Below are 16,266 nucleotides of genomic sequence, written 5' to 3'. Positions count from 1 at the left end.
TCATCACAGGCAGTAGTCGCATAACTCTTGAATAACTTCAGTTTGGCCATTCTTAGTCAACCTATAAGGAAAGTTAGAGCATATGAAAGGACGGATTACGCGGCGTTTCGCTCGTGTTTTTTTGCTATTTATTGCGCTTTTTCATTACAGTCACGCTAATGCTCATCTCGACGTGCACAATGTCCTCGTGTTGCATTCCTACGACCCCTCATATGAATGGACCCATGATCTCCAGCAAGGTATTGAATCGGCTTTTGACCACACTCAAGATAAAACTAAGTTGTCGGTTGAATACTTGGATGCTAAACGAATTAACTCTGCAACCTATTGCCAAGCCTTTATCGACTATTTTGGTCAAAAGTATCTGGACTATCACTTTGACGCAATTATCGTCACCGACGACCACGCATTGGAAGTAGTCAAAGGCCTCGCTCCACAATTTAAACCCAACACACCTATTGTTGCGGTTGGTATCAACAACGTAGAAGCAACGTTAAACAACCATTTCGACAACGCGCGCATCTACTACTCCAGAGATAGGTTGCCTGAAAATCTAAAAATGATTGGTCAACTCAGACCAAACATGAAGAAACTCTATTTTTTAACCGATCAAAGTGTTTCGGCGCAGCACGTCACCACTCAAATTAGAGAAGCATTCGACTTTATGGCGTTAGATGGCATTGAACTAGTTGAAATCAACGACCGCTCTCTTGATGAAGCATCGACGCTTCTCGCCGGTATTTCACCAGACGATGCCGTATTACTCAGCCACTTTAATACCGAGCTGGAAAACGGCGTTTACCACACCTACGACGAAATAGCCTACAAACTTTCTAAACACAGCGTGGCACCGATTTTCGTGTTGTGGAAATTCTATATCCACCACGGCGTGCTCGGTGGCTATGTAAACCACTCTGAGCAGTTGGGTCACGAAGCGGCTCACTATATCGGCCAACAGTTGGACTTGCAGTTCAAAGAAAAAGTGAAAGCCAATTCGACTTATCGACCCATCTTTTCCTATCATGCGCTTCAAAACTTCGGCTATGAGCTAGATAGCCTGCCCGATGACGCTCTTGTCATGGGTAGACCAAAGACGGTTTGGCAGATTCACGGTCAACTTATATTGGTGATTTCTTGCCTTATCGCCGTACTAGTCGCGGTGATCATCGCTCAGTGGCTGTTTTTAAGGCATCGCAGAATCGTCAACCGCAAGAACCGCAAGATCTTAAATCTGCAAAAAGAGATGATTTGGTTACTTGGTGAAGCCATCGAAACTCGCTCAGGCGAAACGGGAAATCACGTAAAACGAGTAGCAAAACTGTCGGCGCATATGGCGACCTTGCTCGGCTTGACCAATAAAGAAATTAAGGTTCTCGAAGCCATCAGCCCAATGCATGATATTGGCAAGATTTCGATCCCCGATTATATTCTTGAAAAGCCCGGTAAGCTGACTCCCGATGAGTGGGATGTAATGAAAACTCACACCACTGCGGGCTTTAAGTTATTGAGCAAGAGTAAAGCAGAGCTTTTCCAAAGCGCAGCCATCGTGGCACATGAACACCACGAGCGATGGGATGGTCGCGGATATCCAAACGGCATAAGAGAAGACGATATTCACATCTACGCTAGGATCACTACCATTGCAGACGTATTTGACGCTCTGCTTAGCAAGCGTTGTTACAAGGATGCGTGGGAACTGAACGACGTGATCGATTACTTCGATAGCGAAAGCGGCAAGCAGTTTGATCCGCAACTGACATCTCTTTTAATCAACCATATTGAAGAGTTTGCTCAGCTAAGAAATCTGTACCCAGATTAAGTAATATCTGAGTAGGTGCATCTAATGGCACCTACTCGATTTTCTCTTAAAACAGTCGGCGTTTTAGCCTGTTCTTTCTAAAACTCTTGTCGAGATCTCCTCTACCGAAAGACTGGACGTATTGATGTATGGTATTGCCTCTCGCCTAAATAGGGCTTCTACCGTCGCCAACTCATTAAGGCATTGCTCAGTACTGGCATATGTGCTTCCCGCCAGCCTATTCTCCCTAATTTCGGTTAGGCGCTCAGCATCTATTGTTAAGCCAAACAGCTTGTGCCTGTGTACTTCAAACTCAGGTAGCAAACGCATCCTTTTCAAGTCTTCTTCGATAAACGGATAGTTCACCACTCGCAACCCAAATTGCATGGCCATATACAGACTCGTTGGGGTTTTTCCTGAACGTGACACACCAAGTAATATGATGTCTGCCTCTTCCAGACCTCTAAGAGAAACGCCATCATCGTGAGCCAAGGTGTACTCTATCGCAGCGATGCGATCAAAATAGGTGTCGCTGTCTTTGCTAACGCTTCTCGAACGCTGCAACTTGGGCTTAGGCTCAACTGAATATCGTCTTGAACTCGCTGAACTAAGCTTTCCAACACGTCATAAAAAAACGCTGGCGCTTGCAGTAAGCGGTCTCTGAGTTCGGGAATGACGATGGAGAAAAACACAAGGGGCTTAACACCACTCGCTTGGTAAGACGCACCTATGGTTTTGAGCAAATCCTCCAGCTTGTCTTCTGTTTCCACAAAGGGAAAAGTTTGTTCGTTGGCCCTAAAAGCGAACTGACCTAAAACAACATGTCCGAGTGTTTCACAAGTGATCGCTGTTCCGTCAGAAACATAGAACACATCACGACTTTGAACTTCCATTACATTCTCTTTTTTAATTATCAAATTTTTTTGAGTAGGATGTAGCACATAATATCGATAATAAAACCCGGTAAACTGTTATGTGCCCCGCAAGATAAAAAATTCGTCGAATTTTTTTATCTTCATACGTAAACGTTTGCCTTTATCCCTACAGCTGCAATGTTTCTGGAGAAAGACATGCAACAAAAGAACACCCTCTGGTTCGATGGCCTATCGATGGAAGATGTCGACAAAGTCGGCGGAAAAAATGCTTCCCTAGGCGAAATGGTATCAAATTTATCCAACGCGGGCGTTTCTGTCCCCAATGGATTTGCGACCACCTCATACGCATTTAATCAATTTTTGGATTACGAAGGTTTAGACGACCGCATCCATCAATTACTTGACGAACTTGATGTAGAGGACGTCGACGCCCTAAGAAAAACAGGAGCAACAATCCGTCAATGGGTGCTAGATGCTCCTTTTCCAGCGGATTTAGAACAAGACATTAGAACAAATTACGATGAGTTAATTTCGGGTAATGATGCGCTGTCTGTCGCCGTTCGATCGTCTGCTACTGCTGAAGATCTCCCAGATGCCTCTTTCGCTGGTCAGCAAGAAACTTTCCTAAACGTGAAAGGTATTGATGCGGTGCTGGAAGCCACCAAGCATGTTTACGCCTCGCTGTTTAACGATAGAGCCATCTCTTACCGCGTACACCAAGGTTTCGACCACCGCGGTATCTCTCTTTCTGCTGGTATCCAGCGCATGGTTCGCTCAGACAAAGCGTCGTCTGGTGTAATGTTCACCCTAGATACCGAGTCTGGTTTTGACCAAGTGGTCTTTATTACTTCCTCTTGGGGTTTAGGCGAAATGGTAGTGCAAGGCGCTGTGAATCCCGATGAGTTCTATGTGCACAAACCTCTGTTAGAAGCAGGACAAACACCAATTGTTAAAAAAACCTTTGGTTCCAAGCTTTGCAAAATGATCTACTCAGACAATCAAGCGATTGGAAAGCAAGTTGATATCATTGACACCTCAGAGCAAGAGCGCAACCAGTTCTCGTTAAACGATACTGAAATCGCCGAGCTGGCCAAGCAAGCTTTAATCATCGAAAAGCATTACCAACGTCCAATGGATATTGAATGGGCGAAAGACGGTATTGATGGCAAGCTCTACATCGTTCAGGCCCGCCCAGAAACCGTGTGCTCTCAAGCTCAAGAGAATGTCATTGAGCGCTACGAATTAAGCAATAAAGCTGACGTTCTAGTTGAAGGTCGCGCCATTGGTCAGCGCATTGGCAGTGGAGCGGTTCGTTTAGTTCATTCTTTGGATCAAATGTCTCTGGTTCAAGATGGTGACGTCTTAGTAACAGATATGACAGACCCAGATTGGGAGCCGGTGATGAAAAAAGCGTCGGCTATCGTCACCAATCGCGGCGGTCGTACCTGCCACGCAGCAATCATCGCCCGTGAACTTGGCATACCCGCCATCGTCGGCTGTGGCGACGCTACAGAACGGTTATCCGACGGCAGCGAAGTGACCATTTCATGTGCCGAAGGGGAAACAGGCTACGTCTATCGCGGAAAGCTAAATTTTGAGGTTCGCCGCTCAAGTGTCGATGAACTGCCACTACTACCAACCAAAGTAATGATGAATGTCGGTAACCCCGATAGAGCCTTCGCTTTCGCACAACTTCCAAACGAAGGAGTTGGCCTAGCGCGTCTCGAATTTATCATCAACAAGATGATAGGTATTCACCCGAAAGCACTGCTTAATTTCGATAAACAAGATGCCGAACTCCAAGCAGAGATTCAACAACGCATTAAAGGCTACAAAGACCCTATCGATTTCTACGTTAGCAAGCTGACAGAAGGTATCGCCACAATTGCTGCGGCTTTCTGGCCAAAGCGCGTGATTGTTCGCATGTCAGACTTTAAGTCGAACGAGTACAGTAACCTCGTCGGTGGTAAAGAGTTTGAACCTCACGAAGAAAACCCAATGATAGGTTTCCGCGGTGCTTCTCGTTATATCTCGCCTGCGTTTGAAGACTGTTTTGAATTGGAAACCCTCGCTCTGAAGCGAGTTCGCAACGAAATGGGGCTTAAAAACGTCGAAGTGATGATCCCATTTGTGCGCACACCTAGTGAAGCAGCTTCGGTGATCGACCTGTTGGCTAAATTCGACCTCAAGCGAGGAGAAAATGGTCTTAAAGTCATCATGATGTGTGAACTGCCTTCTAACGCTGTGCTAGCCGATGAGTTCTTAAAGTACTTTGACGGGTTTTCTATCGGTTCCAACGATATGACTCAGTTGACATTGGGTTTGGATCGAGACTCAGGCGATGTGGCTCATCTATTTGATGAAAGAGATCCCGCAGTCAAGGCCATGCTTAACATGGCAATTCAAGCGGCAACAAAAGCAGGGAAATATGTAGGCATTTGTGGTCAGGGACCATCAGACCACGATGACCTCGCTCAATGGTTGATGGAGCAAGGTATTAGCTCTGTTTCGCTAAACCCAGATACCGTCATTGATACTTGGATGAAATTGGGCAAGATCGACAACCAGTAATCATCTAAACAACAGAAAAGGCGCGAGTAGCGCCTTTTTTTATCGGTTGCTATCGGATAGCGAAGTATCACTAAACAGTTTTACCTCAAACTCTTCGGTGTGCTCTAAAAACTCCGTCGGCGTCACACCCAGCATCTTTTTGAAGTGTTTGATCAAATGGGACTGGTCAAAAAAACCGTAGTTTTGGGCTAACTCTGTCCAATTCACTTCCTTACCGCTTCTCAGTTCATCGACAATTTTGTGCAATATTTGTATATCTTTGTACTGGTTCATTGTAAAGCCGGTGACTCCTTTAAAGTGACGTTCTAGTGTCCTTCGAGAACAACCAATTTCCGAGCAAACCGACGAAATACTGCGGCTTTCTAGCTTTTCAAGACTGCGCCTTACCAGCTTGCTTTTGGGTTCCTCTTTTATAGACCACTGAAGAAACTCTTTAATAGATTTCTCTAGTTTTTTTATATTTTTTTCGTTGGGCTGGCACTCAAATATATCCAAGCAAACCTTGTGTAAACTATCAAATTTATTTTTATCAAGTACTTCTATAGGCAAGACGGAATTTTTATAATTTGCACTCTCTGCACCCCAGATATTATATACCAGACCCGGCTTAAATCTTATCGCCAATAAATTGATAGGAAGTGTAAATTTCACTTCCATTGAATCTTCTAAAGGATATAAAAAATGATTCGACAAATTTTTTAAATACTTGTTCTTCCCCGAATAACTAAAAAATGAATCCGACTCAGTAAAAATTGCGTAACTACTGCACTGCGGCAATAGCCTCATAATTTCACCGTTTTCAGAACCATCCTTTTTCCTAATAAAATAGAGTTGGGACACATGCTCTTTGACCATTTTATCAGTAGGATATAAAATCCATTTTTCCATCTGCGCACTGCTCAAAATAAAAGCCAAGAATTTACCAACAAGAAATACAAAAACAATCGGAATTAATTTGACATTGGTTCAAGAATAATAAGAAACAATAATCTGACGCAAATCTACAATATTTTTATATTCAGCCTATGTATAAATACCGATTTTATTAGGTAGGAAGCTGCACGTGGATTCTAAGGTTTTAATCGCAAGTCATATTGACACCCTCTACGACCTGACCAAAACCAGCTATTGCAAGGGCGCTCATATCCACTGCCAATTTGAATATAAAAAAGTCACCAGCGAAGCTAACTTCATCCTTAATAAATTCAAAAAAATTGGCGTTAAAAGCATATACTTTCAAGATTTGGGAATTACTGAGATCACCCCAAAAAAAGATTAATACTCTTTTTCTTTTTACTGCACTGTAATTAAAAACGCCGCCTTAACTTTGTAAAACGACGTCTTTACTTTAAATCATCTTCTATTTGGGCTTTTAACCCTACTTTGATTTCCAGCCAAACCGTTAACCAGGCATCAAGATTAAACCAAGCGGCTCTAGCAACTGCTCTGTTTGCCACTGGCAATTTTCACACCTGTTAAGTCAACTCTGCGAATGTCCAAACCGTCCAACTCACAGTGCGTTAAGTCGCACTCTCGAATGCGCATCTGCCCCCAAACATCGGAGGAAAATACACCGCGACTTAAGTCCGAACCTTTGAGAGATGCGCCAGATAAGTTTGCACCGATCCATCGATTTTCAAACAACTCGCACTTCTCTAAAGTCAATTGCTCGAAATTCGCATAGGAAAGGTTGCATTGAGTAATGTAAGCAGAGCAAAAGTACATGCGATTACTCACTACATTAGAAAATCGCGCTTGAGAAAAGTTGGCGCCTTTTAAATCACACTCCCTAAACTCAACACCAAAGCCATCTACCCCTTTGAAGTTAGCCATCGCCAACATGCACCCTTTGAAGCTTGCGTCTCTTAGATCTGCGTATTCAAAATGACAACCTTCGAGTTCTCCACTTTCGACAAAGGTACAATTCTCAAATCTGCTGTCCCGCAAATTTGCTCGGCTAAAATCACAACGAATAAACTGACACTGTTTAAAATGGGCATCGCTTAAGTCTTGATTGGTAAAATCTTCCCGTTCAAAAATTTGGTTTTCTTTATGCATAGTCCCTCCTGACTTAAGGACGCAGACTATCATTGGCTCAGAAAAAAAACACCAAATATAAAACCTTCAAAAACAACAACTTAAAACACCCCAAAATCGCGATTTTAAGGGGTCAAATCAGCGTTTTAAGCGTGTTGTTTTTTGATTTTCCCATGAGGTTAGCGCGAAAAAAGTTTTGTTAAGCACTGGGTATTACGGACGGCTTTCCATTTTCACCCAAAACTCGCCGAAAAATGAGTATCTAGATATCCGTTATTCGCCCAAGTAAAAAGCCCTTCATGGGAGTGAAGGGCTTTGTGGCATATATGATCGTGTCTAAACTAGGTAGACGTCTATTAAAGCGCGGCTTTTTTCGCTTCTTCTACCCAAGCATCAAATTTCGCTTGGTTCGCTTTGATCCAACCGTTAACGTGAGATTCGATATCTGCTGAGCTGTTTTTACCTTGGCTCATCATCATGTTTTGAGCACTCACATCATTGATATTGAGTTTGATGATTTCAAAAAGTTTGGCTGCTGCTGGGTTTTTCTCAGCAAACTCTTTATTGGCGACAATACGCATAGAGTTCATCTCAAAACCGTAGTTTTTGCCGTTTGGTAATGTTGTATCAACGTCCTTACGCTCGCCTGGTAACGCAGAGAAAGGAACTTCTAACCACACAACATCTTTGTTAGGTACTAGTACACCACTTACCCAGTATGGCGTCCATGTGTAGTATAGAACTGGCTCACCTTTTTTATAACGAGCAATGGTGTCTGCAATAATTGCAGCGTAGTTACCTTGATTATGAGCGACGGTATCACGCAGTTCGAAAGCACTTAGTTGCTCTTCAATAACTAATTCACAACCCCAACCTGGGTTACAACCGGTAAGATCTGCTTTCCCATCACCATTCGCGTCAAAAAGCTTAGCCAGTTCAGGATCTTTTAGTTGGCCGATATTAGTAATACCGTATTTTTCTGCCGTTTTCTTGTCTATTAGGTAACCCTGAGCAGCACCACTAACATACTGACCTTGACGGAAGAATTTCTCATCACCACCTGACATGGTGTACTTGTCGGCATGCAGTGGGAACCAGCCTACTGCCAAAAATGTAGCATCTCCCTTTGCAATTGACGTGTAACCAACGTTGTAATCGACTTCTTTGGTTTCCTTAACGTCGTAGCCAAGCTCTTCTAGAGCACGGTTAACGATAAGCGTTTGGAACGTCTCTTCTGCCACAGTCGATTGTACTGGCTGAACTAAAACGCCCTCACCAGGTAGTTTCTCTGCCAATACACTGCTAGACAAAGCAAATGTAGAAAATGCACCTAGTGTTAGCGCCTTCTTCCATAAGTTGTTCATTAATATTTCTCCTTAAGTGTTGCTTCAGCTTTGCAACGTTTGCTAAATAAGTTGAGTACGATAGATATCGGGCCTGATTGGTACCATCGCCTCTTAGTGTTTCCTGCATTTTTACCTAATTCTTGCGTAATGCGATCGAGCAGAATAGCGAGTATGACAATGCCAACACCGCCTACCGCGGCCAATCCCATATCCAACCTTCCTATTCCACGCAGAACCATTTGCCCCAATCCCCCAACCGCGATCATCGAAGCAATAACAACCATAGATAGTGAAAGCATCAGCGTTTGGTTTACACCAGCCATAATAGTTGGCAGAGCTAGGGGTAATTGGATTCGATACAACATTTGCTTTTTGCTCGCACCGAAAGAGTGTCCTGCTTCGATCAGCTCTTCAGGCACCTGTTGTATACCTAAAATAGTCAAACGAACGACTGGGGGCAGAGCAAAAATGATAGTCACAACCACACCCGGTACATTTCCTATACCAAAAAGCATAACGATCGGAACAAGGTAGACGAATGCCGGCGTAGTTTGCATCGCATCCAGAACTGGGCGAACAAATTTTGCTGCTCTATCACTCCTCGCTAACCATATTCCAAGGGGCAAACCTAACAGTAAACAGAAAAACACCGAGGTCATAACCAGTGATAATGTCGTCATCGCATGCGACCACGCACCGATCAAACCTATGAAAATCAGCGACAACACGGTAGAGATACCAAGCTTTAAGCTTGAGAACTGCCAAGCTAACAGAAAGAGAACCATCAGCATCAATGGTGCAGGTGTAGAGACTAAACCCGTTTCGAACGAGGTTAGGATAAAATCAATTGGAACCCTTATCGCCTGAAACAGAGGGCGTCCGTGTTCTACTAACCAGTTGAGTCCAGTCTCGACCCACGAGTCTAACGGCACGACTGATTCTTGAAAGGGGTTTAAGATATCAAACGGTTTCTCTTCAACCACTTCCGAACTTAGCCAGCTTGCGCCACTATCGCTGCTGCTAGCTTGACCCCAAGGGTCGCTTTGCTGTGTTGTTATATCTGACCACGGATCGTTAGTTTGTTGTGATGACATGACTTAATCCTTGTCTAGAGTTTGAAGTAAGCGCGATTTGCTAATAACGCCATAATAGTTTCCGTCAGTATCAACAACTGGTACTGCATATGGGACACTAGCAACTGTCCCTAAAATATCGTTAATGGGTTGGTCTGGTTGAATGCTTATCACGCCATCTAACTGCGCACTACTCAAAGAACATTTTTGCTGATGCGCGTCGCGCAATGACTCTAAAGAGACAATCCCCGAATAGCGGCTGCTCTTATCAACCACAATGCCAAACTCCCGATCGTCATCAATCAATATCTGCAAAGCGGAAGCCGGTCCATCGTGTTCAGACTTTTTGAACACTGCAGCGGGATTTTTTCGCGCTATATCTTTAGCGGTCAGCACCGACGCTACATTAACTCCCCTAAAGAATGCGGCTACATAGTCATTTGCAGGTTGATGAAGAATTTCGTCTGGGGTGCCAACTTGAACCACTTCGCCATTTTGCATAATCGCGATTCTGTCACCGATCCGCATCGCTTCGTCCAAGTCGTGCGATATAAACACAATGGTTCGCTTATCGTCATTTTGAAGGCGAATAAGCTCGTCTTGCATTTCTGTACGAATAAGAGGGTCCAATGCAGAAAAGGCTTCATCCATAAGAAGGATATCGGGATCACAAGCTAAGGCTCTAGCTAAGCCAACTCGTTGTTTCATTCCTCCAGAAAGTTCATCTGGGAAACTGTCAACATACGCTTCCAAGCCAACTCTTTGCAGTGCTTCAAAGGCGGACTGTCTACGTGACTCAGGACTAATACCCGCTAGTTCAAGTCCAAACGCGGCATTTTCAATGACCGTCATGTGTGGCATGAGCGCGAAGTTCTGAAAGACCATCGATATATTGTTACGACGAACTTCTCTCAACTCTTCTTCAGAGATGTGGCGATGTCTTTACCTCTGAGGTAAACACTGCCTCGTGAAGGTTCAATCAAACGATTAAGAAGACGGACAAGTGTCGACTTTCCAGAACCAGACAGCCCCATGATGACAAATATCTCACCTTCATGAATATCTAGCGAAACGTTATTTACGCCAATGGTTAACCCTGTTTCTTCAAAAACCTGATCCTTATCCGCACCAGAATTAATCATAGTGAATGCGCGATCGGTATCCTCTCCGAACACCTTATATAGTCCCTTAACTTCTAGAATGGGATCCATGTTGAAGTTCCTTTTACGAGTGCGTTAATGCACAAATGGTTCGTACTCTAAACAATTCAATGAATTATTTCAAGCATCCGAACGACACACTGTAAAATGGAAAGGAAATTATAAAAGTAAAAAATGAGACAAAAGCCACTGTTTTAATTGAATTTATCAGAGAAAGCCAAGATAAAAACCCAATGATTGAAAGACGAAATAATCGACGAGAAAATAGCTAACATGAATAAAAAATCAGAGCGATCATCATTAAAACTGCAAAAAAGATTAGAGGCCGAAATATATTATTATAGTGAGGACATTTTTGGCTAAAAACACCTCTCGCTGTTATCTGTCTTTCATCCGTTTTTTAGAGAACTCAGGCCAAGAGGAGACATCACCTTCCAATGTCAACGGGAAAACCATTTGGTTTGGTTTGGCATAACTCAATCTTTGTAGCCGTTGAGTAACGTGGTAACTATCAAGACCTGAAAGAGCAATCAAATCTAATGATTCTATATCTACATAACCATCAGGCATCACCGCCGACTCCGGCAAAGATAGATGTTTGACTTCGCCAATCACCATCACAGTATCATTGGCTTTGACCAAGTGGTGCTCCACCAGCTCTAACCCTATCTTGATGCTGCTTTCTAAAACAAAAGGGGCAGGAAACGAATCGATCCAATAAGGGGCCAAATCCACTTTATCAAACTCCGACTCTTCCTTTGTGTAGCGAGCAGATGTTTGGTGAGACTGTAGGGCAATATCTACATCGACAGAGTTAATGGTAAAACACCCTGTCTCGACGATGTTTTCTAAAGTATGCCGCTCTACGGAATGGGGGCGAGAAACAAAGCCCAGTAGCGGTGGATTGGCACCAAAGTGGATCACGGAACTCACAATAGACAAATTGGAACGGCCGTTTTTATCGATCGTCCCAATTAGGTTTGCACTTTTAAAGCCTGACAGGCTATTGATTAACCTAGCTCTATGCCGAGCATCCATTTCCAAAAGTGCCTGCTGATTGTAATTGCTTTCCGACATTGCATTTTCCATGGTTTACTGAGAGAAAATCCAGCGGGATCACCCGCTGGATCGGGAGACTTAGTTTGGCAGAATGACTTGGTCGATAACGTGTACAACACCGTTTTTACCCACGACATCGGTGGCGACTACATTGGCTTGGTTGACCATGACAGTGTCACCCATAACTTTGATATCCACATCTTGGCCTTGAACAGTTGTCGCTGAGTCTAGCTTAACGACGTCTGCTGCCATGACTTTCCCCGCGACGACATGGTAAGTAAGAATAGCAACTAACTTATCTTTGTTTTCTGGTTGCAACAGCATTTCTACCGTACCCTCTGGAAGTTTCGCAAAGGCTTCATCGGTTGGAGCAAAAACGGTAAACGGACCTTCACCTTTCAAGGTATCAACCAATCCCGCCGCTTTGACTGCCGCTACTAAAGTATTGAACGAACCATTGCTGGCAGCGATGTCGACGATATCGTCTTTCTTCATACCGTGGTCGTGAGCAGTCGCTGTTGAGACAGTTGCAAAAAGAGCGAATAACGCTGTTGTCATCATTAGTAGATATTTAGTCATGATACTTTCCTCTGAGTGATTCTCGTTATGATTCGAAGGGAATCAATATTTCCCTTATTCCGTGCACTACTATTACGAACGCTTTTAAAAGGCGATCAGAATTATTTTCTCCGCTATATTTCAACCGCTAAAAATTTTTTAACTGGCGGTGTTAACACAAGGAAAAGTTCAAAAATTAATTGATCGCGTTGCTCTATTAACCGTAGAAAAGTGTTTGGAGGGAAAAAATGAAGAAAACATTAGAGCAAATAGTAAAGACGAGTAACGTCGACAAACTCGTGATTCACTCTATCGACCTTGCCTTATATCAAGCTTCTGTACTCATCGATGGAGTGGAATACTTTATCGCCAACGATGACGGCAGTTTTCTCACCACTCGATCACTTATAGAGATGCAAAAAAAATGTCGACCACTGCACATAGAGCAGCAATTTTTACGTCATGCTAGCGCTTATGACGAAATGATAGGTACAACAACAAAGAAAAGGTCGAACGCGTTAGAAGTACCTATCAAAGACAGCGATTATTAGCCGTTTTTATTAATAACTACCCACATTAATTGGCAGTTCAGTTTCAATATTCATCAGTCTAACGCTCAGCTTGTGTAGCTCCTCTTCGCGTTCCGATTGAGAGAGGTGAGTTGGAGCAAACGTTGCGTTAGGAGCCAAAACATCGAAGCCATTGAACTGGAACAACCCCCGATGTATTGGTCTTAACACTCCAAGAAGATCCCCATTCCACCCCCCAGGAGAGTAGGCATCCCCATCACCACCAGTGGTGATGCTCACCATAGCTTTTTTGCCTTTAAACACGCCGTTTTCATAGTAGCGGCCATTGCCATAAAAACGACCCATAACAAACACTCTATCAACCCAACCTTTTACCATAGCCGGCATACCAAACCACCACATTGGGTATTGTAAAATCAGCAAATCACACCACTCTAGTTTTCGCAGTTCATTTTCGACATCAGAGGCGAAACCGTCGTGTTCACTCGCATGCATTTCTTCGAGCTGCTGTTTGTAAAACTCCGGATTGCTAGTGGTGGTGAAATTATGACGGCCAGATACAGGATTAAACTGCATCTGCCTAAGATTCGAAACCTGAACCTGATGTCCTAAAGCAGTTAGGGTATCCACGGCGGTATTAAACATCGCGGTATTAAAGCTCTGTGGTTCTGGGTGCCAATGCACTATCAACACTTTCATACAACTATTTCCTATTTAAACACTTTTTGTAAGCTTCCCTTTCAAGGCGTGCGTCTAGTATTGAACAAAATTTCATTAACCAGTAGAGTCTTACAAGTCAACATAGAATTAACCAATAGTTTATGAAATCACTTCCAAGCCAATTGCCAATTTTTATACAGGTCGCGAAAACACGCAGCTTTGCTGCCGCCGCTAGGGCTCTTGGCATTACTCCTCCAGCCGTCAGTAAAGCAATAGGGAAACTAGAAGAAGAGTGGCAAATTAAACTCTTCTACCGCTCAACGCATTCGCTGAGCTTAACTCAAGCCGGAGAACAGCTTTTTCACAGGCTAAGCCCGAACGTAGATGCTATCGGGGCAGTGATTAGTGAGGTTACCGATCAGCAAAAAGAAATTTCAGGCCCAATTAAGGTCAATTTGCCCGCTAGCTCTCTTGGACAAGATATTTTGCTGCCTTATATCGTTGAGTACATGAAACATTATCCGCAAGTCACCTGCGATATTCAGTTTGACGACCGAAACTTAGACCTGATAAACGGTGGTTTTGATATTGCAATCGGCACTGCAATCAATCAGGATTCCCGTCTCATCGCCCGTAAGCTGTTTCAGCTCGAGACTGGGCTTTACGCAGCTGCGACTTATATTCAGGAACACGGTCAACCGAAATCCGTTTCTGATTTACACCAACACCAAAGCATTTCCGTCCGATCTGTGACTACAGGGAGAGTTCATTGCTGGCCACTTATTGATCAAGGAAACGAAGTGCTCTTTGAACCTAAAACCTATCTATCGGTGAACAACTTTAGTGCCGCGAGACAGGCGATGCTATTGGGAGCAGGCATCGCCAATCTGGGGAGTTGGATGGTACGAGAAGAGTTACAAAGTGGCACCGTAGTCCCAATTTTAAAGCAACACTGGAACAGCCAATTGCCCGTATGGATCTACTACCCATCAAGGATTATGTGCCGAGCCGAATTAGGCTTTTGATCGACCATTTAGTCATCAAGCTAAAAGCCTAACCAAGCCTATCTAACTTTTTAAGCTACATACCCCATTTAAAAGGCTTACCTACTTCCAACATATCCCTATGCACCGGAGCCAAAGCGGTTGCATAGGCAAATAGCAGTTGCATTGTGTAATCTACACGCGCATCAAACTCTTGATCGCCACATTTAAGATCGCTGGTCAACAAGCTATCAATGTGCCTAAAGATAAGCTGATCGGGGATATAGTTAACGTGATTGTTTTTGCTACCCGTCATTCTAAGCTCACTGATCGGATAGACGCCATTGTTACCCGCTGATGTGCTGCTGAGCAAGGCAGGTTTATGCGCCATTTCATTATCCGTTGTCAGTAAGAGAAAGTTCTTTAACGCGGGGGTTGCCATGCCGTGCCATTCAGGTGTCACCAAAACAAAAGCATCAGAAGCCTTGAGTTTCTCAGCTATTTCACTCCAATGGCTCCACTCTTCAGCACCCTGCCAAACGCCTTCATTCCACAAGGGCAGTTGCAACTCGTGAAGATCCAATACTTCTACCTCTGAAAAACCGCTCTTTTTTGCTTTGCAAGCCTTGTATTGACTTGCTAGTAAGCTTTTAGATTGAGCGCGCTGGCTCGCCGAAATAATCGTTAGTTTCATAGGATATCCTTACTTTACTTTCATTGTTTTTAATTGAACGGTATCGGGCTTTTTCTGGCCTTTTGAATTTGCTAAAGAGATAGCGGATAAGATAGCCAGTGCGCCGCCACACTGTATAGGTGTCAAAGCTTCATCAAGGAACAAGTACCCTAAAATGACAGCGGAGAGTGGACTTAAAAAGCCGAGAAAAGAGACTGTTACGGTAGGCAATTTTTCGATGCCTCGAAACCATATGGCATAGGCAATCACCGACCCCATCAAGCACAAATAGCTATATCCCGCGATATTGAGTGACGTTAGCTGCGCGGGCAGCCCCTCTTGCCAAAGCGCAACCGGAAAAATGAGAACACCACCGAAGGTGAGTTGCCACCCAGTAAAACCCAGTAAAGACATTCCTTCCGGACGGCCCCACTTTTTCGTTAATACAACGCCCAAAGCCATGCATATGGTGCCTAAAAGTCCCAAAGCAACACCCAAAGGGTGAAGTGTTACTGCTGAGTTAAGAACCAATAGAGCCATTCCGCCAATTCCAATTAGAGCAGCAAAGACCTGATTCTTATCAAGTGACGTTTTAAGCACGATTGCACTGATAGCAATCACCACTAGAGGCGTTCCCGACATCACCAACGCTGCCATGCCGCCCGGTAGGTGATACGCGGCATAAAACAAACAGTAAAAGAACAATCCTATGTTCAAAGCACCCAGCAGAAACAGTTTGCCCCACCAATCCCCCTTGGGAAGCGAGCGAGCAAAAATCACCAGTAAAAGCCCAGATGGTAACGCTCTGATCGCAGATGCTAACAACGGCATGTTCTCAGGCAAGAGTTCGGTGGTCACAATATAGGTGCTTCCCCATATTATTGGCGTTAACGCGGTGAACAGAAGATTGGCTAGCCACGTTCTTGTCATTATTTACTCTCCC

General features: G+C 43.9%; 13 protein-coding genes and 3 pseudogenes. 5 read left to right on the top strand and 11 right to left on the bottom strand.

What is annotated here, in order from left to right; translation table 11 throughout:
* The first annotated feature begins 82 nt into the window (after positions 1–82).
* A complete protein-coding gene (locus BLO31_RS07270; protein WP_070963997.1) occupies positions 83–1,819 on the top strand; it encodes an HD domain-containing phosphohydrolase in 1,737 nt (578 codons plus the stop codon).
* 63 nt (positions 1,820–1,882) lie between these two features.
* Here the strand turns inward: BLO31_RS07270 and ppsR are convergent.
* A pseudogene (gene ppsR, locus BLO31_RS07265) lies at positions 1,883–2,691 on the bottom strand (posphoenolpyruvate synthetase regulatory kinase/phosphorylase PpsR).
* Positions 2,692–2,850: 159 nt separating this feature from the next.
* Between ppsR and ppsA the strand changes: the two are divergent.
* Positions 2,851–5,244, top strand: a complete 2,394-nt coding sequence (ppsA, locus tag BLO31_RS07260; protein WP_070963993.1) for a phosphoenolpyruvate synthase — start codon at positions 2,851–2,853, stop codon at positions 5,242–5,244.
* Positions 5,245–5,283: 39 nt separating this feature from the next.
* Here ppsA and BLO31_RS07255 read toward each other — a convergent pair whose 3' ends face one another.
* Positions 5,284–6,132, bottom strand: coding sequence for a helix-turn-helix domain-containing protein (locus BLO31_RS07255; protein ID WP_070963990.1), 849 nt, complete (start codon positions 6,130–6,132; stop codon positions 5,284–5,286).
* Positions 6,133–6,307: 175 nt separating this feature from the next.
* Here BLO31_RS07255 and BLO31_RS07250 point away from each other — a divergent pair, with 175 nt between their 5' ends.
* Positions 6,308–6,523 carry a hypothetical protein gene (locus BLO31_RS07250; protein WP_070963987.1) on the top strand — a complete coding sequence of 72 codons (216 nt, stop codon included), beginning with the start codon at positions 6,308–6,310 and terminating at the stop codon, positions 6,521–6,523.
* 123 nt (positions 6,524–6,646) lie between these two features.
* On the opposite strand, the pseudogene BLO31_RS07245 reads toward BLO31_RS07250, so the two are convergent.
* From BLO31_RS07245 to BLO31_RS07220, 6 genes and pseudogenes are all read right to left on the bottom strand, one after another.
* Positions 6,647–7,302 (bottom strand): annotated as a pseudogene (locus BLO31_RS07245) (Qnr family pentapeptide repeat protein).
* Between the two features lie 335 nt (positions 7,303–7,637).
* Complete coding sequence (gene proX, locus BLO31_RS07240) at positions 7,638–8,645, bottom strand: glycine betaine/L-proline ABC transporter substrate-binding protein ProX (RefSeq protein ID WP_070963983.1); 1,008 nt, start codon at positions 8,643–8,645, stop codon at positions 7,638–7,640.
* A complete protein-coding gene (proW, locus tag BLO31_RS07235) occupies positions 8,645–9,721 on the bottom strand; it encodes a glycine betaine/L-proline ABC transporter permease ProW (protein WP_070963981.1) in 1,077 nt (358 codons plus the stop codon). Before proW ends, proX begins: the two co-directional genes overlap by 1 nt.
* 3 nt (positions 9,722–9,724) lie before the next feature.
* Positions 9,725–10,911: pseudogene (proV, locus tag BLO31_RS07230) on the bottom strand (glycine betaine/L-proline ABC transporter ATP-binding protein ProV).
* 327 nt (positions 10,912–11,238) lie between these two features.
* Positions 11,239–11,937: a flavin reductase family protein gene (locus tag BLO31_RS07225; RefSeq protein ID WP_070963978.1), complete on the bottom strand. Its 699-nt coding sequence runs from the start codon at positions 11,935–11,937 to the stop codon at positions 11,239–11,241.
* Between the two features lie 60 nt (positions 11,938–11,997).
* On the bottom strand, positions 11,998–12,498 hold the full coding sequence (locus BLO31_RS07220; protein ID WP_070963976.1) for a fasciclin domain-containing protein: 501 nt from the start codon (positions 12,496–12,498) through the stop codon (positions 11,998–12,000).
* A 227-nt stretch (positions 12,499–12,725) separates the two neighbouring features.
* Between BLO31_RS07220 and BLO31_RS07215 the strand changes: the two genes are divergently transcribed.
* On the top strand, positions 12,726–13,028 hold the full coding sequence (locus BLO31_RS07215) for a DUF6482 family protein (RefSeq protein ID WP_070963974.1): 303 nt from the start codon (positions 12,726–12,728) through the stop codon (positions 13,026–13,028).
* A 9-nt stretch (positions 13,029–13,037) separates the two neighbouring features.
* Here BLO31_RS07215 and BLO31_RS07210 read toward each other — a convergent pair whose 3' ends face one another.
* Positions 13,038–13,706 carry an NAD(P)H-dependent oxidoreductase gene (locus BLO31_RS07210; protein ID WP_070963972.1) on the bottom strand — a complete coding sequence of 223 codons (669 nt, stop codon included), beginning with the start codon at positions 13,704–13,706 and terminating at the stop codon, positions 13,038–13,040.
* A gap of 122 nt (positions 13,707–13,828) precedes the next feature.
* Here BLO31_RS07210 and BLO31_RS07205 point away from each other — a divergent pair, with 122 nt between their 5' ends.
* Positions 13,829–14,692 carry a LysR family transcriptional regulator gene (locus BLO31_RS07205; RefSeq protein ID WP_245688414.1) on the top strand — a complete coding sequence of 288 codons (864 nt, stop codon included), beginning with the start codon at positions 13,829–13,831 and terminating at the stop codon, positions 14,690–14,692.
* A gap of 55 nt (positions 14,693–14,747) precedes the next feature.
* Here BLO31_RS07205 and BLO31_RS07200 read toward each other — a convergent pair whose 3' ends face one another.
* Together BLO31_RS07200 and BLO31_RS07195 are read right to left on the bottom strand one after the other, a co-directional pair.
* Positions 14,748–15,344 (bottom strand): NADPH-dependent FMN reductase, encoded by a 597-nt coding sequence (locus BLO31_RS07200; RefSeq protein WP_070963970.1) that lies wholly within the window; start codon positions 15,342–15,344, stop codon positions 14,748–14,750.
* 9 nt (positions 15,345–15,353) lie between these two features.
* Positions 15,354–16,253 carry an EamA family transporter gene (locus BLO31_RS07195; RefSeq protein ID WP_070963968.1) on the bottom strand — a complete coding sequence of 300 codons (900 nt, stop codon included), beginning with the start codon at positions 16,251–16,253 and terminating at the stop codon, positions 15,354–15,356.
* Between the last annotated feature and the right edge of the window lie 13 nt (positions 16,254–16,266).

It is taken from the genome of Vibrio sonorensis (assembly GCF_001854765.1).
In the GTDB taxonomy this organism is placed as follows: Bacteria; Pseudomonadota; Gammaproteobacteria; order Enterobacterales; family Vibrionaceae; genus Vibrio; species Vibrio sonorensis.
Note: the sequence above shows the minus strand (reverse complement) of the source record. Positions and strands in the feature narration are given on the sequence as shown.